This is a genomic window from Rhodococcus sp. NPDC004095 (assembly GCF_053604015.1).
Window position 1 is genome coordinate 18,302 of the sequence record NZ_JBSGGS010000021.1, and the last position, 20,393, is coordinate 38,694.

The 20,393-nt window shown below is 69.2% G+C and carries 17 protein-coding genes; 5 read left to right on the forward strand and 12 right to left on the reverse strand.

Annotated elements, in window-relative coordinates; all coding sequences use genetic code 11:
- Positions 1–10 precede the first annotated feature (10 nt).
- Together ybaK and ACWEPG_RS26585 are read left to right on the forward strand one after the other, a co-directional pair.
- Positions 11–505 (forward strand): Cys-tRNA(Pro) deacylase, encoded by a 495-nt coding sequence (gene ybaK, locus ACWEPG_RS26580; protein WP_450115715.1) that lies wholly within the window; start codon positions 11–13, stop codon positions 503–505.
- 80 nt (positions 506–585) lie between these two features.
- The gene (locus tag ACWEPG_RS26585; protein ID WP_452595746.1) at positions 586–1,581 is read left to right on the forward strand and encodes an LLM class flavin-dependent oxidoreductase; all 996 of its coding nucleotides are present in this window, start codon (positions 586–588) and stop codon (positions 1,579–1,581) included.
- Between the two features lie 134 nt (positions 1,582–1,715).
- Here ACWEPG_RS26585 and ACWEPG_RS26590 read toward each other — a convergent pair whose 3' ends face one another.
- Positions 1,716–2,495, reverse strand: coding sequence for an SOS response-associated peptidase (locus ACWEPG_RS26590; RefSeq protein WP_450115716.1), 780 nt, complete (start codon positions 2,493–2,495; stop codon positions 1,716–1,718).
- A gap of 118 nt (positions 2,496–2,613) precedes the next feature.
- On the opposite strand from ACWEPG_RS26590, the gene aroA reads away from it, so the two are divergent.
- Positions 2,614–3,909, forward strand: a complete 1,296-nt coding sequence (gene aroA, locus ACWEPG_RS26595) for a 3-phosphoshikimate 1-carboxyvinyltransferase (protein WP_450115717.1) — start codon at positions 2,614–2,616, stop codon at positions 3,907–3,909.
- A complete protein-coding gene (rsgA, locus tag ACWEPG_RS26600) occupies positions 3,867–4,910 on the forward strand; it encodes a ribosome small subunit-dependent GTPase A (RefSeq protein WP_450115718.1) in 1,044 nt (347 codons plus the stop codon). The genes aroA and rsgA overlap by 43 nt, the downstream gene beginning before the upstream one ends.
- A gap of 344 nt (positions 4,911–5,254) precedes the next feature.
- Here rsgA and ACWEPG_RS26605 read toward each other — a convergent pair whose 3' ends face one another.
- The 6 genes from ACWEPG_RS26605 to ACWEPG_RS26630 all read right to left on the reverse strand — a co-directional run bounded on the left by ACWEPG_RS26605 (position 5,255) and on the right by ACWEPG_RS26630 (position 11,483).
- Positions 5,255–6,496 carry a fatty acid desaturase family protein gene (locus ACWEPG_RS26605; RefSeq protein WP_450115719.1) on the reverse strand — a complete coding sequence of 414 codons (1,242 nt, stop codon included), beginning with the start codon at positions 6,494–6,496 and terminating at the stop codon, positions 5,255–5,257.
- A gap of 89 nt (positions 6,497–6,585) precedes the next feature.
- On the reverse strand, positions 6,586–7,797 hold the full coding sequence (locus tag ACWEPG_RS26610; RefSeq protein WP_450115720.1) for a fatty acid desaturase family protein: 1,212 nt from the start codon (positions 7,795–7,797) through the stop codon (positions 6,586–6,588).
- Positions 7,798–7,805: 8 nt separating this feature from the next.
- On the reverse strand, positions 7,806–8,921 hold the full coding sequence (locus ACWEPG_RS26615) for a ferredoxin reductase (RefSeq protein WP_452595740.1): 1,116 nt from the start codon (positions 8,919–8,921) through the stop codon (positions 7,806–7,808).
- Between the two features lie 82 nt (positions 8,922–9,003).
- Positions 9,004–9,537 (reverse strand): DUF6912 family protein, encoded by a 534-nt coding sequence (locus ACWEPG_RS26620; RefSeq protein ID WP_450115722.1) that lies wholly within the window; start codon positions 9,535–9,537, stop codon positions 9,004–9,006.
- A 10-nt stretch (positions 9,538–9,547) separates the two neighbouring features.
- Positions 9,548–11,023, reverse strand: coding sequence for a WS/DGAT/MGAT family O-acyltransferase (locus tag ACWEPG_RS26625; RefSeq protein ID WP_450115723.1), 1,476 nt, complete (start codon positions 11,021–11,023; stop codon positions 9,548–9,550).
- 13 nt (positions 11,024–11,036) lie between these two features.
- On the reverse strand, positions 11,037–11,483 hold the full coding sequence (locus ACWEPG_RS26630) for an HAD family hydrolase (RefSeq protein ID WP_450115724.1): 447 nt from the start codon (positions 11,481–11,483) through the stop codon (positions 11,037–11,039).
- A 197-nt stretch (positions 11,484–11,680) separates the two neighbouring features.
- Here ACWEPG_RS26630 and ACWEPG_RS26635 point away from each other — a divergent pair, with 197 nt between their 5' ends.
- Entirely contained in the window at positions 11,681–12,241 is a 561-nt protein-coding gene (locus ACWEPG_RS26635; protein WP_450115725.1) for an Rv3235 family protein, read from the forward strand.
- 44 nt (positions 12,242–12,285) lie between these two features.
- Here the strand turns inward: ACWEPG_RS26635 and secA are convergent, their stop codons facing one another.
- From secA to mtrB, 5 genes are all read right to left on the reverse strand, one after another.
- Complete coding sequence (gene secA / locus ACWEPG_RS26640; protein WP_452595747.1) at positions 12,286–15,087, reverse strand: preprotein translocase subunit SecA; 2,802 nt, start codon at positions 15,085–15,087, stop codon at positions 12,286–12,288.
- A 260-nt stretch (positions 15,088–15,347) separates the two neighbouring features.
- Positions 15,348–16,016 carry a ribosome hibernation-promoting factor, HPF/YfiA family gene (gene hpf / locus ACWEPG_RS26645; RefSeq protein WP_450115726.1) on the reverse strand — a complete coding sequence of 223 codons (669 nt, stop codon included), beginning with the start codon at positions 16,014–16,016 and terminating at the stop codon, positions 15,348–15,350.
- A gap of 175 nt (positions 16,017–16,191) precedes the next feature.
- Positions 16,192–16,851, reverse strand: a complete 660-nt coding sequence (locus ACWEPG_RS26650; RefSeq protein WP_450115727.1) for a ComF family protein — start codon at positions 16,849–16,851, stop codon at positions 16,192–16,194.
- A gap of 63 nt (positions 16,852–16,914) precedes the next feature.
- On the reverse strand, positions 16,915–18,678 hold the full coding sequence (gene lpqB / locus ACWEPG_RS26655; RefSeq protein WP_450115728.1) for an MtrAB system accessory lipoprotein LpqB: 1,764 nt from the start codon (positions 18,676–18,678) through the stop codon (positions 16,915–16,917).
- Positions 18,675–20,393 (reverse strand): MtrAB system histidine kinase MtrB, encoded by a 1,719-nt coding sequence (gene mtrB / locus ACWEPG_RS26660; protein ID WP_452595748.1) that lies wholly within the window; start codon positions 20,391–20,393, stop codon positions 18,675–18,677. Before mtrB ends, lpqB begins: the two co-directional genes overlap by 4 nt.

Here is a 20,393-nt window from a genome sequence, read left to right on the forward strand (position 1 = left end):
GTGTCGAGACATGGCAGGTTCCGCGACACCGGCAACACAGGCCCTGGTCAAGGCGAAGGTTGCGCATCGGGTCCACAGCTACGACCACGACCCCTCCAGCGCCTCCTACGGCACCGAAGCGGTCGACGCCCTCGCCGGCGAACTCGGTCTCGACGCCTCGCAGATATTCAAGACGCTGGTGATCAAGACCTCCGACGGCAAGCTCGCGGTCGCGGTCCTGCCGGTGCCGGCGAAGCTCTCGCTGAAGGCTGCCGCGGCGGCGTTGGGCGCAGGCAAGGCCGTGATGGCGGACCAGGCCGAGGCTCAGCGCTCCACCGGATACGTGCTGGGCGGCATCTCCCCGCTCGGCCAGCGCAAGAAGTTGCCGACGGTGATCGACGCATCGGCCACCGACTGGGACCGGGTGCTGTGCAGCGCGGGCCGGCGTGGACTGGAGATCGACCTCGATCCGCGGGACCTGGTGCGACTGACGGGTGCGGTTCTCGCCCCGATCACCGCCGGCTGAGGCACCCGGGGAACAATCAGCTCCGCGACGACTGTTGCACCTCACAACAAAGTCTGTTCGTGTCAGAAAGCGGGTACCTCGTGACCGTCCCCCTCTCCATTCTCGACCTCGCCCAGATCGGCGAGGGCGAGAGCGCCCGGGACAGCTTCCGCGCCAGCGTGCAGATGGCGCAGGCCGCGGAACGGCAGGGCTACCAACGGATCTGGTACGCCGAGCACCACAACATGCCGTCCATCGCGTCGTCCGCGACGAGTGTGCTGATCGCGCACATCGCCGCGAACACCGAGACCATCCGCCTCGGTTCCGGCGGCGTGATGCTGCCGAACCACTCCCCGCTGACCATCGCCGAACAGTTCGGCACCCTGGCCGAACTGCACCCGGGCCGCATCGACCTCGGCCTCGGCCGCGCACCGGGCAGCGACCAGCAGACGATGCGGGCGCTGCGCCGCGACCCGGCGTCCGCCGACTCGTTCCCCCAGGACGTGCTCGAACTGCAGGGCTACCTGACCGGGCCCTCCCGCATCCCGGGGATCGAGGCCACCCCCGGTAAGGGCACGAACGTGCCGCTGTACATCCTCGGCTCGTCACTGTTCGGCGCGAAGCTGGCCGCGATGCTCGGCCTGCCGTACGCGTTCGCCTCACACTTCGCGCCGAACGCCCTCGACGACGCGATCGCGATCTACCGTCGCGAGTTCCGGCCCTCCGCGCAGCTCGCGGAACCGTACGTGATCGCCGCCGTCAACGTCATCGCCGCCGACACCGAGGACGAGGCGCAGCGACTGTTCACCGCAACGAAGCGCAAGCGGGTCCAGTTGTTCGTCGGTCGCGGCCGCACCTTCACGCCCGAGGAGACGGACCTGGTGCTCGAGTCCCCCGCCGGTCAGCAGGTGCTGCAGATGTTGCGCTTCACCGCCGTCGGCACACCTACGCGGGTGCGCGAGTATCTGGACACCTTCACCGAACGAACCGGCGCCGACGAGCTGATGGTCGTCTCCTCCGCGACGGAGCGTGCGGCCTGGCTGCGGTCCCTGGAGCTGGTCGCCGAGGTCAGCGACCTCGCCGCCCTCGCCCGCTGACCCTGCTCGCAGGCCCGCCCCTGTCCTTCCCTCGTCTTCTTCCCGAATGGCCCATTCGGTCTGTTCAACCGACCGAATGGGCCATTCGGGACAACGGGCAGGGGTCGGACAGGGTGGCACCGGGCGGTTCGGGGTCAGAGCAGGCTGATCTGCTCCCCGACCGCCGAGCCGGGCGGCCCGGCAGGAGCGATCAGGTCGGGGCCGTCGTTGCGGACGCTGTTCACGCGATCCGAGACGAGTCGGATCTCGATGCCCGCGGCGACCTGCTCGTCAACACCGGCGAGCAGCTCGACCGGGACGTCGACATCGGGATCGAGCCACCGGTCCCAGTGCTCCGGAGTCACGATCAGCGGCATCCGGTCGTGCACCGACTGGAGGTCCCCGACCGCATCGGTCGTCAGGATCGTGCAGCTCAGCAGCGGCGCGGCGCGGGAGCCGGGCGCGTGCCACACCGACCACAGGCCGGCCATGAAGAACCGCGACCCGTCCGCGGGCGTCATGAAGTGCGGCACCTTGGCGACCTTGCCGCCGGGGCGTGGTTCGCTGGTCCACTCGTACCAGCCGTCCATCGGCACCAGTGCGCGCTTGGTCTTGAGCGCGGCCCGGAACGCCGGCTTCGTGGAGGCGGTGTCGGCGCGGGCATTGAACAGCGGCGCCGACCGCACCGGCGCACCGTCGTCGCCGGCCTTCGTCCACGGCGGCAGCAGTCCCCACCGCATCCGGCGGATCCGCCGGGTCGCCAAGTCCTCCGGATGTTCGCGATCGTGGCGGGCGACCACGGCCAGCACCGGGTCGGTCGGCGCGACGTTGTAGCGCTCCGACGGTTGGGGTGGCGCCGACCCCGTCTCGTCGATCGCGTCCAGCTCGACCGCGAGCAGGGCCGGGTCGACGGTCGTCGCGTATCTGCCGCACATGCCACCCATTGTGGGCGTGCCCACCGACATGCGCAGTGGGCGTGCCCACCGACAGGCATGCGTGCCCACCGACATGCGCTGTGTGCCCCTGCACCGGCTCGCGGCGCGATGCGGGAAGATGGAGCCCGTGAGTCTGTGGAGAGCGCCCCTCGCCGAATCGCCCGTGCACGCGACCGTGACCCTGCCCGGGTCGAAGTCGATCACCAACCGGGCCCTGATCCTCGCGGCGCTCGCGAGCGGGCCGTCCACCGTCACCGGGACCCTGCGCAGCCGCGACACCGATCTGATGATCGACGGCCTGCGGTCCCTGGGAGTCGACATCACCGAGGTCGGCTCCCCCACCACTCTGCGTGTGACTCCCGGCCCGTTGCACGGCGGGGCGGTCGACTGCGGGCTGGCGGGAACGGTGATGCGGTTTCTGCCGCCGGTGGCCGCCCTCGCGGACGGCGTCGTCGCTTTCGACGGGGACGAGCAGGCCCGCACCCGCCCGCTGGCCACGATCCTCGACGGGCTTCGCGGACTCGGGGTGGCGATCGACGGTGACGGTCTGCCGTTCACCGTCACCGGCCGCGGTTCCGTCGCCGGCGGTGAGGTGACGATCGACGCGTCCGGGTCGTCGCAGTTCGTGTCGGGCTTGCTGCTCTCGGCCGCCAGATTCAGCGACGGCGTGACCGTGCACCACGACGGCGCGTCGGTGCCGTCGATGCCGCACATCGACATGACGGTCGAGATGCTCCGCCGGGCCGGGGTCCGGGTGCACACGCCGGGCGCCGGTCAGCCGGCCACCTGGCGGGTCGAGCCGGGCCCTGTCGCGGCGGTCGACTGGGTCGTGGAGCCGGACCTGTCGAACGCGACCTCGTTCCTCGCCGCGGCGGCGGTGACCGGAGGCTCCGTGAGTGTGCCGCTGTGGCCTTCGGTGACCACCCAGCCGGGCGACGCGATCCGCGGCATCCTCACCGACATGGGGGCGACCGTGTCCCTGCGGGATTCCTTGCTGACGGTGGCCGGGCCGGAACGCCTGCGCGGCATCGACATCGACCTGCACGACATCGGCGAGCTGACGCCGACGGTGGCGGCACTGGCCGCCCTCGCCGACTCCCCGTCGACCCTGCGGGGCATCGCGCACCTGCGCGGTCACGAAACCGACCGGCTCGCGGCGCTGTCCACCGAGATCAACAATCTCGGCGGCGCGGTCACCGAGACCCCGGACGGCCTGCACATCGATCCCTGCCCCCTGCACGGCGGCGTGTGGCGTTCGTATGCCGACCACCGGATGGCCACCGCAGGCGCGATCCTCGGTCTGGTCGTGCCCGGTGTCGACGTCGACGACGTGGGCACCACGGCGAAAACCCTGCCAGGCTTCGAGAACCTTTGGGAGACAATGCTCCAGGACCAGATCGGGGCGCGCTCCTGAGCGCGCGCCGGTACGACGAGTCCGACGTCCGGATCCGCCCGGGCAAGGGCTCCCGGCCGCGCACCAAGACCCGGCCCGAGCACAAAGCCGCCGAGATCGCGATGGTCGTCTCGGTGGACCGCGGACGCTGGGGATGCGTGCTGGACGGCGACCCCGACCGGCCGGTGGTGGCGATGCGGGCACGCGAACTCGGCCGCACCCCGATCGTCGTCGGGGACCGGGTCGGCGTGGTCGGCGACGTCTCCGGCCGGGTCGACACCCTGGCCCGGATCGTGCGGGTCGAGGACCGGTCGACGGTGCTGCGCCGGACCGCGGACGACACGGATCCGTACGAGCGCGTGGTGGTCGCGAACGCCTCCCAGCTGCTGATCGTCGTCGCGCTGGCCGACCCGCCGCCGCGGACGGGATTCGTCGAGCGGGCACTGGTCGCCGCCTACGTCGGCGGGTTGGAGCCGATCCTGTGCCTGACGAAGGGCGATCTCGCGGATCACCGTGAATTCGCCGCCGCCTTCGAGGACCTCGACGTGCCGGTGGTGCTGGCGGGCACGTCCGAACCCCTCACCGCCGTGAAACACATTCTCGCAGGGAAGCTCACCGCCCTGATCGGCCACTCCGGCGTGGGAAAGTCCACGCTCGTCAATCGGCTTGTCCCCGAGGCGGATCGGGCCACCGGAGTGGTGTCGGGCGTCGGCAAGGGCCGGCACACGTCCACGCAGTCGGTGGCGCTGCCGTTGCCGAGCGCGGCCGACGCGCCGCGCGGCTGGGTCGTCGACACTCCGGGCATCCGCTCGTTCGGCCTCGCACACATCTCCCCCGACGACGTGATGGGGGCGTTCACCGATCTGGCGGCCGCGATCGAGGACTGCCCGCGCGGGTGCACGCACCTCGGACCTCCCGCGGACCCGGAGTGCGCGCTCGACCATCTCGAGGGGCAGGCGGCCCGCCGGGCGGGCGCGGTGCGGCAGCTGCTGGTGGCACTGTCGTCCAACGAGGCCTGGTGACCCTCGACCAGCGCCTTCGGGTCACGATTGGGTCAATTCGCTCGAGAACTCCTTGATCGTTACTCCACCGGTCTTACGCTGTACGGGCTCAACTCTGATTCGAATCAGCCCGCAAGTCACGACACAGGTGGGAGCCCTCCCACCGTCACGACCCAAGGAGTACTGATGAGTGATGCGTTTCTCGAAGCCGGTTCCGCCCTTCTCGGCAACTTCACCGACAGCATCAAGATCCTGCTGAACCTCGGTTCGTCGATCGTCGGATCCGACGAGTAGCAGCCCGAAACGCCGTTGGGCCCCGCCGTTTCCGGCGGGGCCCAACGAGGGTGACTCGACCCACAGAACACTCAGCGAGGCAGCAGTTTCCGGATGCCGCGCCGCTTCCGCGATTCCCGGATGGCGGTCTTCAGTCCGCGCGCGCGTCCGGTCGTGGGATCCACGGTGAGAACGGCCTCGCGCCCCTCCCACCTGCGTTCGGACGCCGTTTCCGGCGCATCGTCGACGGTGTCGTGGAGGTACTTGTTCGGCAGCGACAGCTTGGCGATCGTGCGCCACGCCTTGCCGTACTGCACCAGCAGCGGACCCGTGGTGTACGGCAGGTCGTACTTGTCACACAGTTCGCGCACCCGCACCGCGATCTCCGCGTAACGGTTCGACGGCAGATCCGGGAAGATGTGGTGCTCGATCTGGTAGCTGAGGTTGCCGGTCATGAAGTCCATCACCCGGCCGCCCGAGATGTTGGCGCTGCCCAGCATCTGCCGCAGGTACCACTGGGCCTGCGTCTCCTTGTCGACGTCCTCCTTGGTGAACTTCTCGGCACCGTCCGGGAAGTGGCCACAGAAGATGACGGCGTTGGTCCACACGTTGCGGATCACGTTGGCGGTCAGGTTCGCGGTCATGGTGGACTTCCATGCCTTGCCGGTCAGCGCCGGGAACACCACGTAGTCCTTGACGACCTGCTTGCCGATCTTCTCGCCGACCTCGCGCAGCTTGCGCTTGGTCTCCTCGCGGTCGTCGCGCCCCTTGGCCACCTTGCCGAGCTCGAGGTGCTGCGCCGCGACGCCGTACTGGAACGCCAGGGCGAGAACCGTGTTGTAGACCACGTTGCCGGCATTGAACGGCTTCCAGCGCTGGTCGCGGGTCACGCGCAGCAGGCCGTATCCCACATCGTCGTCCATGCCGAGGATGTTGGTGTACTTGTGATGCAGGTAGTTGTGGGTCTGCTTCCAGTGCGCCGACGGCCCGGCGTTGTCCCACTCCCAGTTCGCGGAGTGCACCTCGGGGTCGTTCATCCAGTCCCACTGCCCGTGCATCACGTTGTGCCCGAGCTCCATGTTCTCGATGATCTTGGCGACGCCGAGCATGCCCGCGCCGAGCAGCCACAGCGGGCGCTTCCGGCTGCCGAACAACACGGCCCGGCCGCCGATCTCGAGGGAACGCTGCAGCCGGATGGTGTTGCGCAGATACCGGGCGTCACGCTCGCCGCGGGACTCCTCGACGTCACGGCGGATCGCGTCCAGTTCCCGACCGAGGGCCTCGATGTCGGCCTCGGTCAGGTGCGCGTACTCCTTGATGTCTGAAATAGCCATGGCTCTCCCGGTCCTGAACTTCGAATTACCGGCTTACCGTACCGTAGGTTACGCCTGCGTAGGTTACCGATCCATTGCTGTGAGGTGAATCACAAACCGCGAAGTCGCCGCAACGCCGACCGCAACCCCGACCGCCGTCCGGTCACCGGATCGACGCGCGCCGAGCCGGAATCGCGGAACTTCCGTTCCGAGGAGGTCTCCGGCGCGTCGTCGGAGGTCGCCTTCAGAAGCCGGTCGGGTAGTGCCAGCTTGAGCACGGTCCGCAGGGACAACAGGTACTGACGCGAGAGCGGCCCGGTCGTGTACGGCAGGTCGTACTTGTCGCACAGCGCCCGAACGCGCACCGACACCTCACGCAACCGGTTACTCGGCAGGTCGGGGAAGAGGTGGTGTTCGATCTGGTAGCTGAGGTTGCCGGTCATGAAGTCCATCACCCGGCCCCCGGAGATGTTGGCGCTGCCCAGCAACTGGCGCAGATACCACTGGGGTTTCGTCTCCCGCTCGTGCTCCTCGATCGTGAACTTCTCGGCACCGTCCGGGAAGTGCCCACAGAAGATCACCGCGTGTGCCCACACGTTGCGGATCACGTTCGCCGCCGCGTTCGCCGTCAGGGTGGTGCGCCAGGCGGGCCCGGTCAACGCCGGGAAGATGACGAAGTCCTTGACCACCTGCCGGGTCGCCTTGCGGGCGAACTCCCGATCCACCTCGCGGCGATGATCGTCGCCGCGGGCGGCCTCGGCCTCGCGGGTGATGTGCCAGTCGTGCAGCGCGATGCCCCACTCGAAGCCCACCGCGAGGACGACGTTCGCCACTGGCTGCAGCAGATTGACCGGCCGCCACGGCACGTCCCGGGTGATCCGGATGATTCCGAACTGGACGTCCTCGTCCATCCCGACGACGTTCGTGTACGTGTGGTGCGAGTAGTTGTGCGCCCGCTTCCACTGCGACGACGGACCGGTCTGGTCCCATTCCCAGGTGGTCGAGTGGATCTCCGGATCGTTCATCCAGTCCCACTGCCCGTGCACGATGTTGTGCCCGAGCTCCATGTTCTCGACGATCTTCGCGACGCCGAGCATCGCGGTCCCCGCCAGCCAGGCCGGCCGGTACCGGCTGCCGAACAGGATCGCCCGGCCGCCGATCTCCAGGGCCCTCTGCAGGCGGATCACATTGTGGACGTACCGCGCGTCGGCGGCGCCGCGCGAGTTCTCCACGTCCCGCCGGATCGCATCCATCTCCCGCCCGAGCGCCTCGATGTCGGCCTCGGTCAGGTGCGAAAATTCCTTGATGTCCGTGATGGCCATGATCGGCGCTACAGGTCGATGGTGCAGTCGCCGGCAGCGACCGAGATACAGGTCTGCACCCGTTCACCCTCGCCGTGCTCCCGACCGGACCGCAGATCCCGCACATGCCCGGACAGCAGCGGGGCAACACACGTCTGGCAGATTCCCATCCGGCAGCCGAACGGCATCTGCACACCAAGGTTCTCTCCGGCCTCCAGCACGGTCGTGGCGCCGTCGACCTCGGCGGAGCGCTCCGACTTGGCGAAGGTCACAGTGCCGCCCTGGCCTGACATGTCGGCACGCGAGATCGTGAACCGCTCGGTGTGCAGCCGGTCCGCGATCCCGGCCTCGGCCCACACCTTCTCGACCTCGTCGAGCATCTTCACCGGACCGCACGCCCAGGTCTGCCGCTCCCGCCAGTCCGGGTACATCTCGTCGAGGTCGGCCAGCTTGAACCGGCCGCCGGTGCGGGTGTGCTGGACGTGCGAGACGAAGGTCGGGTGCGAGTCGTGCAACGCCGCCAACTCCTCGCCGAACATCACATCCTGTTCCGTCGGCGCGGAGTGCACGTGCACCACGTCCGGCACCGTGCCCCGGCGCACCATCGACCGCAGCATCGCCATCACCGGCGTGACGCCGCTGCCCGCGGTGATGAAGAGGATCTTCTCCGGCGGCGGTTCCGGCAGCGAGAAGTTGCCCTGCGGCGCGGCCAGGCGCACCACGGTGCCCGCAGGCACGCCGTTGATCAGATGGCTTGACAGCCGGCCCTCGGGCATCGCCTTGACCGCGATCGTGATCAGCTTCCGGTCCCGGCTCGGCGGCGACGTGAGCGAGTACGAGCGCCAGTGGAAGCGGCCGTCGACGAGAAGGCCGATGCCGATGTACTGGCCGGGCTGGTAGTCGAAGTCGAATCCCCAGCCCGGCCTGATGACGAGGGTCGCCGAGTCGCACGTCTCCTTGCGAACCTCGACGATCTTGCCGCGGAGTTCGCGCGCCGACCACAACGGATTCGCCAGATGCAGGAAGTCGTCCGGCAACAGCGGGGTCGTGACTCGGGTCACCGCCCCGCGCAGCATGTTCACACTCGGCCGTCGCGGTGCCGACACATCTGCCGCCGGCGCCTCGAGCCACTTCCTCAAGCCCATCAAACTTCCGTCCACTCGGATAGGTTACGGGTCCGTAGGTTACCCGCAGGTGGCGCGGCCTGTCACGCAGTCCGCGGCTCTGTCAGAGCAGTTCGAGCAGGAAGGGCAGTTCCTGGGTGGCATACCAGGCCAGATCGTGGTCCTCCGCGTCACCGAGGACGAACTCGGCATCCGCGTCGCCGAGGTCCGCCGCGTCCACGACCGACGCGGCCCGCTCGATCGCCTGCTCGGCCTCCGACAGGTCCACGTGCACCGATGCCACCGCCGACAGCGGCAGCGGTGCCGCGAGCCGCACCACGGCGTCGTCGAGGTCCGGTCGCAGCGTCACCTCGTCCACATCGGCCGCGATCACGGCCCGCCGGTACACTACCGCCCCCGGCTCGGCGGAACCCGCCTCACCGGCCTCCACGTCGCCGGCCTCCGTCGCGATCAACCGCAGCGACGCCCGTGCGGCCTCGTTCATCGCGACCTCGGCAAGCTCGTCGTCGTCCCCGGCGGCGTATGCCTCGCGCAGTGTCGGCGTCACCGCGAACGCCGTCCGGCTGATCGGGTTCAGCTCCTCCTCGGCGACCAGCCGCTGCAGCATCGCGATCGTGGCGGGCACGTAAACCCTCATGCATTCCCCTTCACCGGCAGGCTTCAAGCAACTCGTCGAGCGCTTCGTACAGCAACCCGGTCAGCACGTCGACATCGGACATCGCATCCCGGTCACCGTTCAAACCGTAGTAGACGTGCCCGTCGTACGACGTCAGGCCGATGCTCACCGCCTGGTTTCGGATCAGCGGCGACACCGGATAGGTCTCGAGCAACTCGGCGCCGCCGAGGCACAGCGTCGACTGCGGCCCGGGCGCGTTGGTGATCATCACGTTGAACATCCGCTGCGACAGCCCACTCGCCATTCGCAGTCCCATCGCGTGCAGTGTCGCCGGCGCGGTCCCGGACACCCGCACCAGCGTCTGCGCCGCCACCGTCCGGTTCTGACGGGTGTGCGCCTCCGTTGCGTGCGCGATGTGCGACAGTCGCACAACGGGATTCGGCTCCCCCACCGGCAGGTCGATCAGCAACGACGAGGCGCGGCGCTCGTCACCGCGCGGCTCGTCGCCCGCGAGCCGCTCCGCCCCGCCCTCGACGTCGGTGGTCGGCGCTCCACGCTCGGTGTCGGTGATCGGCGCTCCGACGGCGCTGTCGGGCGACGACACGTCGATCGCGATCGGCACCATCGCTCGTACCGTGGAGAACGCGGTGACCGGCTCACCGCGCGAGAGCAGCCAGTTCCGCAACGCCCCGGTCAGCACCGCCAGAATCACGTCGTTCACCGTGCACCCGAACCGGCGGCGCACGGTCCGGTACTCCTCGAGCGAGGTCTTCGCGGTGGCGAATCGGCGATTACGCGAGATCGTCGCGTTCAACGGTGACGCCGGTGCGGCGGTCGCCGCGGTCCGCAACAACGCAGCGACGTTCCCGACCGCGCTGGTCGCGGTCCCGACCACGTCCCCGACGAGCGCCTTCACCGTCGCCGCCCCCTCGGCCGGCCGCGCGATCATCTCCGCGAGCGCACCGAGCACCAACTCGGCCTCCCGGGGTTCGCGCCCGGGCATCCACAGTTCCTCCGGCACCTCCCGCGGTTGGTCGCACCGGTCGAAGATCACCTGGCCGATCTCGAGCGCGTCGACACCGTCGACCAGCGCCGAGTGCGACTTGGTGAAGATCGCGATGCGGTCCTCCGCCAGTCCTTCCACCAGGTACATCTCCCACAGCGGCCGGCTGCGGTCCAGTGGCCGCGACGTCAGGCGCGCGACCAGGTCGTGCAACTGTTCGTCGGAGCCCGGCTTGGGCAGTGCCGAACGCCGCACGTGGTAGGTGATGTCGAAGTCGCGGTCGTCGACCCACACCGGCCGCGCCAACCCGAACACCACCTCGCGCACCCGTTGCCGATAGCGCGGGACCAGGGGCAACCGCTTCTCGACGTGCGTGAGCAGGTCCTCGTAGTCCAGGCCGCCCTCCGGTGCGCGCAGGATCGCCAACGATCCGAGATGCATCGGAGTGCTGCTCGCCTCCAAGAAGTAGAAGGACGCGTCCTGCGTGCTCAGCCTGCTGTCCATGCCACCCCCGTGTTCATGTGTCCCCCGTACCGGAGTTCGCGCTGTCGCCCGGCACGCCGGTGTCAGGGTCGAACAGTATCCGCAGTTCCGCCACCGTGACGTCCACGTCCACATGATGGACTCCGACCATGCCCGCCGCGACCGCACCGCGAACGTTGACCGTCAGGTCGTCGACGAACACACACTGCCCGGGCTCGATGTCGAGCAGTCGGGCCGCGTGCCGGTAGATCCGGGGATCGGGTTTGGCCAGGCCGACGTCACCGGACAGGACGACCTCGTCGACGAACCGCCCGCCGCCGAGATTCCGGAGCGCCGCGCCACCCGGACCACCCGGGTCGTTGCTGAGCAGCACGGTCCGCACCCCCCGCGCACGGAGCTCGTCGACCAGCCCGCGCAGCGGGTCCGGGTCGGGCTGTGCGCCGTCGAGGACGCCTCCGAAGTCGAGTACCAGACCCCTCATTGGGCCAACCCTAGGGCGTGTCTCCCGATCCCAGGCACCACCGCCCCCTCGTTCCGCGGAAACCGTGCGGTCGAGGACGATTCGTGCGATTCTCTCCCCGCCCGGACTCTCCCCGGGCTCGACCCACTCCCGCGCCTGTGGCGCACCCGTCGAGCGCGCCCCGGCACATCGGATCAGGCGCGAAGAGGAGAGCACGCATGAGGACCTATGTCACCGCCGCACCCCACGCGGAACCGCCGACCGCGCCCGAACCGGCAACCCGACCGCAGGCGCAGTGCGCGCGACGACCGGACCTGCACGCACCTCGTCGCGTCCCGCACACTGCCCGCACGGGGCACCGCACCACCGGCGATCCCGCCGGTGCCTGCGTCGGCCCGGACCGCCCGGCCGCGACCGGGGCGGACCGCCCGGACCTCGAGTGCCGACGATTCGCCGAGGTCACCCTGCGGATGATCCTCGAGGTACTCGACCACCGCCGCCAAGCGTCGGCACTGCGACCACTCCTGGCATCCACACCGTTCGACCTCGTGACCGCACTGACCCGTGCCGGCGCACCGGGGCGCCGGCTGGGCGCGGCCCGACTGAGACGGGTGCACCTGCACCCCGGTGGACCCGACCGTGCCGAGGTGTTCGGCAGCTACGCCCGCGGCGAACGCACCTTCGCGATCGCGGGTCGCCTCGAACGCACACCAGCCGCCCGCCGGCATTCCGAGGAAGCCGGGGGCGGCTGGGTGTTCACAGCACTACAGGTGGGCTGACACCGGCCCGACGGCACCGGGCGTGACGTCGGGCCGAGGTTTGGTCAGCGATTCTTCTTCGGCCGCGACTTCTTGCCGTCCCGCTCGGCCTGCCTGCGTTCCCGTCGGGTGGGGCCGACGGTGGACGCGGCGGAGCCGCCACTGGTCCGCACCGCCGCGGTGCCGTCCTCGGCCGGGCCCGAGAAGGTCAGCGGGCTCTCGTTCTGCTCGTCGAGACCCTTCGCCCGCAGCGCGGCGGGCGCGGCAGGCTGAGGCGCCGCCTGCTCGGCCCGCGCGGTCTGCTCGGCCGGTGCGGTCGCGGTCGCGGTCTGCGCCGCGGCGACCTCGCTGCGCGCGGCGGCGGCAGCGGTGGTCCACCCCGACTGCTGCGGCGCCGGAGCGGCCTCGACCTGCAGGTTGAACAGGAAGCCGACCGACTCCTCCTTCAGACCCTCGAGCATCGCGGTGAACATGTCGTAGCCCTCCCGCTGGTACTCGACGAGCGGGTCACGCTGCGCCATCGCCCGCAGGCCGATGCCCTCCTTGAGGTAGTCCATCTCGTAGAGGTGTTCACGCCACTTGCGGTCGAGGACGGACAGCAGCACCCGGCGCTCGAGTTCACGCATGCCGTTCTCGCCGGCGATCGCGTCGATCTGCTGCTCCCGCTGTGCGTAGGCGGAACGGACGTCGGCGAGCAGCGCGTCACGCAGCTCGTCGCGGGACAGGTCGCCCCGCTCGCCGTCCTCGGTCTCGCCGGTGAGCGCATGGTGATCGATGCCGACCGGGTACAGCGTCTTCAGTGCGGTCCACAGCTGGTCGAGATCCCAGTCCTCGACGTAGCCCTCGGAGGTGGCGCCGTCCACGTAGGCGGTGACCACGTCGGTGATCATCTTTTCGACCTGGCCCTCCATGTCCTCGCCCGCGAGGATCCGGCGACGCTCGTCGTAGATGACCGTGCGCTGCTGGTTCATCACCTCGTCGTACTTGAGGACGTTCTTGCGGATCTCGAAGTTCTGCTGCTCAACCTGCGTCTGCGCGCTCTTGATCGCCTTCGAGACCATCTTCGCCTCGATCGGCACGTCGTCCGGCAGGTTGAGCCGGGTCATGATCGACTCGAGCGCCGCACCGTTGAACCGGCGCATCAACTCGTCACCGAGCGAGAGGTAGAAACGCGATTCACCCGGATCGCCCTGACGGCCGGAGCGACCGCGCAACTGGTTGTCGATGCGGCGCGACTCGTGCCGCTCGGTGCCGAGCACGTACAGTCCGCCGGCCTCCCGAACCTGGTCTGCGTCCGCCTTGACCTGTGCCTGCACCTGCGCGAGCGCGTCGTCCCAGGCCGCCTCGTACTCGTCCGGCGTCTCGACCGGGTCCAGGCCCTGCTTGCGCAGCAGCACGTCGGCGATGATGTCCGGGTTGCCACCGAGGACGACGTCGGTGCCACGGCCCGCCATGTTGGTGGCGACGGTGACCGCACCGGTCCGGCCGGCCTCCGCGACGATCTGTGCTTCCTTCTCGTGGAACTTCGCGTTGAGCACGTTGTGCGCGATCCCGCGCTTGGTGAACTGCTTCGACAGGTACTCGGAGCGCTCGACGCTGGTGGTGCCGATCAGCACCGGCTGCCCATTGGCGTGCCGCTCGGCGACGTCGTCGACGACGGCGTCGAACTTCGCCTCCTCCGTCTTGTAGATCAGGTCGCCCTGATCGACGCGGATCATCGGCTTGTTCGTCGGGATCGGGATGACGCCGAGCTCGTAGGTCTGGTGCAGCTCGGCCGCCTCCGTCTCGGCGGTACCGGTCATGCCGGACAGCTTGTCGTAGAGCCGGAAGTAGTTCTGCAGCGTGATCGTGGCGAGGGTCTGGTTCTCGGCCTTGATCTCGACCTTCTCCTTAGCCTCGATCGCCTGATGCATGCCCTCGTTGTAGCGCCGGCCGACCAGGATGCGACCGGTGAACTCGTCGACGATGATGACCTCGCCGTCGCGGACGATGTAGTCCTTGTCCCGCTGGTAGAGCTCCTTGGCCTTGATCGCGTTGTTCAGGTAGCTGACCAGCGGCGAGTTGGCGGCCTCGTAGAGGTTGTCGATGCCCAGCTGGTCCTCGACGAACTCGACGCCCGCCTCGTGCACGCCGACGGTCCGCTTCTTGATGTCGACCTCGTAGTGGACGTCCCGCTTGAGCAGCGGCACGATGCGCGCGAACTCGCCGTACCACTTGCTGGAGGCGTCCGCCGGGCCCGAGATGATCAGCGGGGTCCGCGCCTCGTCGATGAGGATCGAGTCGACCTCGTCGACGATGGCGAAGCTGTGCCCGCGCTGCACCAGGTCGTCGAGGGTGTGCGTCATGTTGTCACGCAGGTAGTCGAACCCGAACTCGTTGTTGGTGCCGTAGGTGATGTCCGCGGCATAGGCGTCACGTCGCTGCGCCGGGGTCATCCCGGACAGGATCACGTTGGTCTCGAGACCGAGGGAGCGGTGCACACGGCCCATCCACTCGGAGTCACGCTTGGCCAGGTAGTCGTTGACGGTGACGACGTGCACGCCGTTGCCCGCGATGGCGTTGAGGTAGGCGGGGAGCACGCAGGTCAGGGTCTTGCCCTCACCGGTCTTCATCTCCGCCACGTTGCCGAAGTGCAGGGCCGCACCGCCCATGATCTGCACGATGTAGTGCTTCTGGCCGAGCACCCGCGAGGACGCCTCCCGAGCGGTCGCGAACGCCTCCGGCAGCAGGTCGTCGAGCGACTCCCCCTTCGCGTACCGGTCCCTGAACTCGGCGGTCTTGTCCCGCAACTGCTGGTCGGACAGGGCCTCGAAGTCGGGCGAGAGGGTATCGACGTGCTCGGCGATGTGCTTGAGCCGCTTGACCATGCGACCTTCACCAACACGGAGCAGCTTGGACAGTGACAGCGAGGGCACGGGCTTGAACGTCCTAGGGTCTCGGCGGGCAGGTGGCGATCCTGCCGTCACAGCAGGATCCGGTCGAGTGGAGTGAACCCCTCGACCGGATCCCATGGTAGGCGCTGTGGCGGCTGATCGAGTCGATCGACCGCTCATTCTTGTCTGTTACTCAGGCTTCCCCGGCATCTCCCGGGCCATTTTGTTGCCCGAATGTTGCCGAGTGCGCCGATTCAGGCGAGCCGGATCAGTCCGTAGTCGAAGGCGTGTCGCCGGTAGACGACGGACGGTCGGTCCGTCTCCTTGTCGTGGAACAGGAAGAAGTCGTGTCCGACCAGTTCCATCTCGTACAGGGCGTCGTCGACGGTCATCGGCGCCGCGGAGTGCACCTTCGTGCGGACTATCTGTCCCGGACCCTCCGGCTGCTCGGGCTCGAGGGACAGATCGGGCGAGATCCCGAGGGAGTCGTCCTCGGCCAGCGTCGCTGTCGCCTCTGCGACCGACACCGGCGTCTTGTCGCCGTAATGGACGCGACGACGATCCTTTGTGCGACGCAACCTGGCCTCCAGCTTGGAGGTCACGCTCTCGAAGGCGGCGTAGAAACTGTCGGCGGCGGCTTCCGCTCGAACGACGGGGCCCTTGCCGCGCGCCGTGATTTCCACCCGCTGGCAGTTCTTGGCCTGCCGGCGATTGCGTTCGTGTTGGAGTTCGACGTCGAAGTGGTAGATCGTCGGATCGAAGCGCTCGAGGCGAGCGAGCTTCTCGGATACGTAGACCCGGAAATGGTCCGGGACCTCGACATTGCGGCCCTTGACCACGATCTCGGAGCGTGGGGCTTCGGATTGCCCGGTGGATTCTGCAGCGTCCTGAACGAAGACAGATGCTGTCGAAGGGGTCGTCACGCGTACCTCCCGAATACGGCCGAGCCAAGAAATTGACCTGCGGCGGATGAGCTACGCCGGGAAGGGGACCGCCCGGCGTCAGGGTCTGGAACTATCACCTCCCACCCGTTTCGTCGGCTGTGTTGGCGACGGTAGTACGAGTTCGACCCGAGTGCCAGCATTGGCGCCGAACGCGTCATGCGGCGGTGATCACAAGGGCCGCATCGACCCGCACGCCCCCTGCCGTCAGCGCGCGAACCGACTCGGCCGCGGTCGCTCCGGTGGTGAGGACGTCGTCGATCAGCAGCACGCAATCAGACCTCCCGATCGCCGGTGTCGGGGCCACGCGGATGCGCCCTGCGAGGTTCTCCACCCGCTCCCGCGCCGACAGACCCACCGAATCCCTGACTCCCGCAGAGAATTTCAGGGACCGATCGACACGCACCGCTTCGGGCGCCAGGGCGGCGGCCGCCGCCCGTGCCGCCGCGTGCACAGGATCACCACCGCGAGCACGCGCCGCACGCGGCCGACTCGGCGCCGGAACCAGCACCAGACTCGCCAATTCGGGAGGGTCGATCTCGCCGCACGCACGCAGGCGCCGGACCGCGGCCGCCAGTCCCGCACCGAGTGGCCGCGCGAGGTCGCGGCGGCCGCGTTCCTTCGCGGCGATCACCGCTGCCCGGCGGGGCCCGCTGTGCGACCCGAGCGCCCACACCGGAACCCCCGGATCCACCCGGGGCGTCACCGCAACCGGCTCACCCGACAGCAGCGTCGAACATCGCGGACACCACAGGGTGCCTGCCGCACCGCAGCCGCCGCATTCGCGGGGCAGGACCAGATCCAGCAACGCACGCATACCGGCAGTGTGCGCGGGACCACCGACACGCGGCGCCGTCGCTGCCCGGCGGACGGCCTCCGGTCAGCCGGGCAGCACCGGGACGGCCTTCACCCCGGTCAGGCCGGGCACCTCGCGCCAGTAGCGGTCGCCGGTCGGGTCGGTGCTGTTCAGCTGGAAGACCGCCCGCGTGTCCGCGACGAACGTCGTCGTCGGACTCGCGTCCACCGCCGTCACCGGCGGGGTGAGGTTGCGGCTCGGCAGCGCGTCCATCCGGGAGCCGTCGACAGCGACGGTGACGACCGGGATGTCCGACGCCGCCCGTGCCACCACGACCGCGTCACTGCTGGACCAGTCCAGCGCCACCGCCGGGCTCCCGAGCCCGACCGCGATCGGCACCCCCGAGGACAGGCGGTAGCTGCCGTCCTCCCTGGGCACGACCGTCAGCATGAACACCTTGCCGTCGATGATCGCCGCGGCCCGGACCCCGTCCCGGGAGAGCCGCAACTCGGTGATCGTGGTGCCGAGAGCGGCGATGTCGGCGGTGTCCACCGGCTGCGCGGACATCTCCCCCGACGGCGCACGCGACACACGCACCACCTTCGACCCGTCCACGACCGTCCACACCGCCGAGTCCTCGAACGCCCACGTCGGCCGCGTGAGGGTCGCACCTTCGAGGACGGAGGTGGCGAGCCCGTCGATCGGTCCGATCATCAGTGCCGAGAGCTGGTCCGGCGCCGGGCGCAGGGGAGCGGCGACCGCGGCCGCGGAGTCGCCGTCCCGGGACACCGCGATCGACCGCAGGCCCGGACTGGTCCCGAAGTAGCCCGGGATGGATTCGACGCCCGAGTCGGAGACCCGGACCAGCGAACCGTCGCGCAGGGCGTGCAGCCCGACCGTGTCCGCAGCCGAAGCGGCCGGATTCGTCGAGGACACGTCCGCCGTCGTCCACCCGTTCGGCAGTCGGTCGTCGAGTGGCTTCCCGTCGCCCATCAGAACGTACGGTCCCGGGATCTCGGCGTTCGCCAGCGTCCACACCACCTGGGCGGCCATCCGGTCCCGACTGACCACGTCCAGCGCGTCGGTGCCCTCGAACTCGATCCGCAGGCCACCGAACCCGACACCGACGCCCGCGCTGCGCCCGTCCGCCTTCGTGACCGGTTCCTTCAGCCGAACCTCGTCGAGCTGGTTCGACACCGCTCCCTTCAGCGTGGGCTTCGGCCCGGCGATCAGCATTTCGATCAGGGTGTCGGCCAGGTCCTGCGGAGTCGACGTGATCCACCGAAGGTCCGGGACGGCGGTCGACCCGGTCGGGTCCAGGAAGTACAGCGACTTGCGCTGATAGGTCTTGAGGAACTGCGGGCGGTCGAGGGTGACACCCGGGGGCAGTTCGTTGATCCGCCATTCACCGGCGTCCAGGACCAGCCGGATCGTGGCCTCGTACGTCCCGTCCACCGCCTGATAGACGCCCTCCGGGTCGAGTTGCCCGACCCGGTTCGCCCGGATCGTGTAGTTGGCCTTGTCGCCGGACCGCGATTCCTCGAGCACGTCGACCTTGTCGACGATCGACGTACTGGCGGTGTCGTCCCACGCTGCGGCGGCGCCGGCGGTCATGAACTGCCGTGCCGCGGCGTGCTCGTCGGTCGGATCGGTGCTGGCCGCGAAGAAGTCCCGCAGCAGCAGGTTCGGATCTCGCCCGGGGATCGGTGCGGGCACCGTCGGGTTCGCCGGTTCCTGTGCGATCGTGCCGATCGCCTGCGGAGTGGACGAATCCGGCAGGCTGGCGCAGCCGCCGAGCAGTACGGCGACCGCTCCCGCCGCTGCACACACTCCGTACCGCCGCCTCATGTCCGTCGCTCCCGCAGAACCGGAATGCTGCTCGTCTCGTCGGGATCGAGCGGCTCGCTCTTCGCTCCGTCGGCGACGGGCGGCTCCGGGTGCTCGCCGGGGGCCCGGCCCTGGACGCGCTTGATCGTCGGCGGGCGCAGCGGCAGCGGACTGCTGGTCACCTTGTGCCCCCGCACCAGCGGCAAGGTCAACCGGAAGCAGGCTCCGACGCCCGGCTCACCCCAGGCTTCGAGCCTGCCGTCGTGCAGTCGGGCATCCTCGACGCTGATCGCCAGCCCCAGACCGGTGCCGCCGGACCGGCGCACCCGCGACGGATCGGATCGCCAGAACCGGTTGAACACCAGCTTCTCCTCCCCCGGATGCAGGCCGATGCCCTGGTCGCGCACGATGAAGGCGGCCGCATCGTCGTCGGCGCGCAACCGCAGCAGCACCGGTTTGCCCTCGCCGTGGTCGATCGCGTTCGCGAGCAGGTTACGCAGGATCCGCTCGACCCGCCGCGGGTCGACGGTCGCGAACACCGGTTCCTCCGGCAGGTCGAGGATCAGTTCGGTGCCGGTTTCCCGGGCGAGGTGCCGGATCGTGGACACCGCCGCGCGGGCACTCATCCGCAGGTCCAGCCTCTCGGCGGCGAGCTCGGCGACGCCGGCGTCGTGCCGGCTGATCTCCAGGAGGTCGTTCAGCAGCGACTCGAACCGGTCGAGCTCCGCAACCAGCAGTTCCGACGACCGCCGCAGCGCGGGGTCGAGGTCGGCGCTGCCGTCGTGGATCAGGTCGGCCGCCATCCGGACGGTGGTCAGCGGGGTGCGCAGCTCGTGGCTGACGTCGGAGGTGAACCGCTTCTGCAGGTTGCCGAACTCCTCGAGCTGGGCGATCTGCTTCGACAGCGATTCGGCCATGTCGTTGAACGACATCGCGAGCCGGGCCATGTCGTCCTCGCCTCGCACGGGCATGCGTTCGCGCAGCTTGCCCTCCGCGAACCGTTCGGCGATCCGGGACGCGGACCGGATCGGGAGCACCACCTGCCGCGCGACGATCAACGAGATCGCGGCCAGCAACACCAACCGCACCGCGCCGCCGATCAGCAGGGTGCTGCGCATCAGCGACAGGCTGCGGTCCTCGCCGGCCAGGGGGAACACCAGGTACAGCTCGAGGTCGGGGATGTCGGTGACCACCGGGCTGCCGACGATGAGAGCGGGCCCGGAGTAGCCGTCGGGATCGTTCACCGTCGAGAACTGGTAGCTGATCTGCCCGTTGTGCACGAACTCGCGCAGGTTGCGCGGGATCTGGTCGAACGGTCCCGCCGTGGGTTCCGCGGCCACCGGCTCGGTGTTGGCGATCAGCACCGGGTCGAACGTACCCGCCGCACCCGACGCCGGACCGGCGTCCACGTTGCGGTTCGTCAGCGACGCGCGCGCACCCTCCAACCGGGTGCCCACCGCCGTCGTCTCGTCCGTGCCGGCGAGGTAACTCTGCACCGTGCCACGGGCACGGTCCATCTCCTCGGTGGCCGCGGAGATCTTCGCCTCCAGCAGACGATCGGTGATCTGACTCGTCAGGACGACACCGAGGATGGTGATGACGACCAGCGACAGGGTCAGCGTGGAGACGACGACTCGCAGCTGCAGCGAACGACGCCACAGGTGCGCGAGAGATCGACTCAGATTTCGGAACCGGCGGAGCAGCGGTGTGAAGGTTCCGTTGATCCGCCGGCGCAT

Bases quoted from the DNA above. Each gene is read 5' to 3' on its own strand.
- ybaK (WP_450115715.1), top strand. From the start codon at position 11: ATGGCAGGTTCCGCGACACCGGCAACACAGGCCCTGGTCAAGGCGAAG.
- ACWEPG_RS26590 (WP_450115716.1), bottom strand. From the start codon at position 2,495: ATGTGCGGCAGATACGCGACGACCGTCGACCCGGCCCTGCTCGCGGTC.
- aroA (WP_450115717.1), top strand. From the start codon at position 2,614: ATGGAGCCCGTGAGTCTGTGGAGAGCGCCCCTCGCCGAATCGCCCGTG.
- ACWEPG_RS26605 (WP_450115719.1), bottom strand. From the start codon at position 6,496: ATGGCTATTTCAGACATCAAGGAGTACGCGCACCTGACCGAGGCCGAC.
- ACWEPG_RS26610 (WP_450115720.1), bottom strand. From the start codon at position 7,797: ATGGCCATCACGGACATCAAGGAATTTTCGCACCTGACCGAGGCCGAC.
- ACWEPG_RS26615 (WP_452595740.1), bottom strand. From the start codon at position 8,921: ATGGGCTTGAGGAAGTGGCTCGAGGCGCCGGCGGCAGATGTGTCGGCA.
- ACWEPG_RS26620 (WP_450115722.1), bottom strand. From the start codon at position 9,537: ATGAGGGTTTACGTGCCCGCCACGATCGCGATGCTGCAGCGGCTGGTC.
- ACWEPG_RS26625 (WP_450115723.1), bottom strand. From the start codon at position 11,023: ATGGACAGCAGGCTGAGCACGCAGGACGCGTCCTTCTACTTCTTGGAG.
- ACWEPG_RS26630 (WP_450115724.1), bottom strand. From the start codon at position 11,483: ATGAGGGGTCTGGTACTCGACTTCGGAGGCGTCCTCGACGGCGCACAG.
- ACWEPG_RS26635 (WP_450115725.1), top strand. From the start codon at position 11,681: ATGAGGACCTATGTCACCGCCGCACCCCACGCGGAACCGCCGACCGCG.
- secA (WP_452595747.1), bottom strand. From the start codon at position 15,087: ATGGTCAAGCGGCTCAAGCACATCGCCGAGCACGTCGATACCCTCTCG.
- ACWEPG_RS26650 (WP_450115727.1), bottom strand. From the start codon at position 16,851: ATGCGTGCGTTGCTGGATCTGGTCCTGCCCCGCGAATGCGGCGGCTGC.
- lpqB (WP_450115728.1), bottom strand. From the start codon at position 18,678: ATGAGGCGGCGGTACGGAGTGTGTGCAGCGGCGGGAGCGGTCGCCGTA.
- mtrB (WP_452595748.1), bottom strand. From the start codon at position 20,393: ATGCGCCGGCGGATCAACGGAACCTTCACACCGCTGCTCCGCCGGTTC.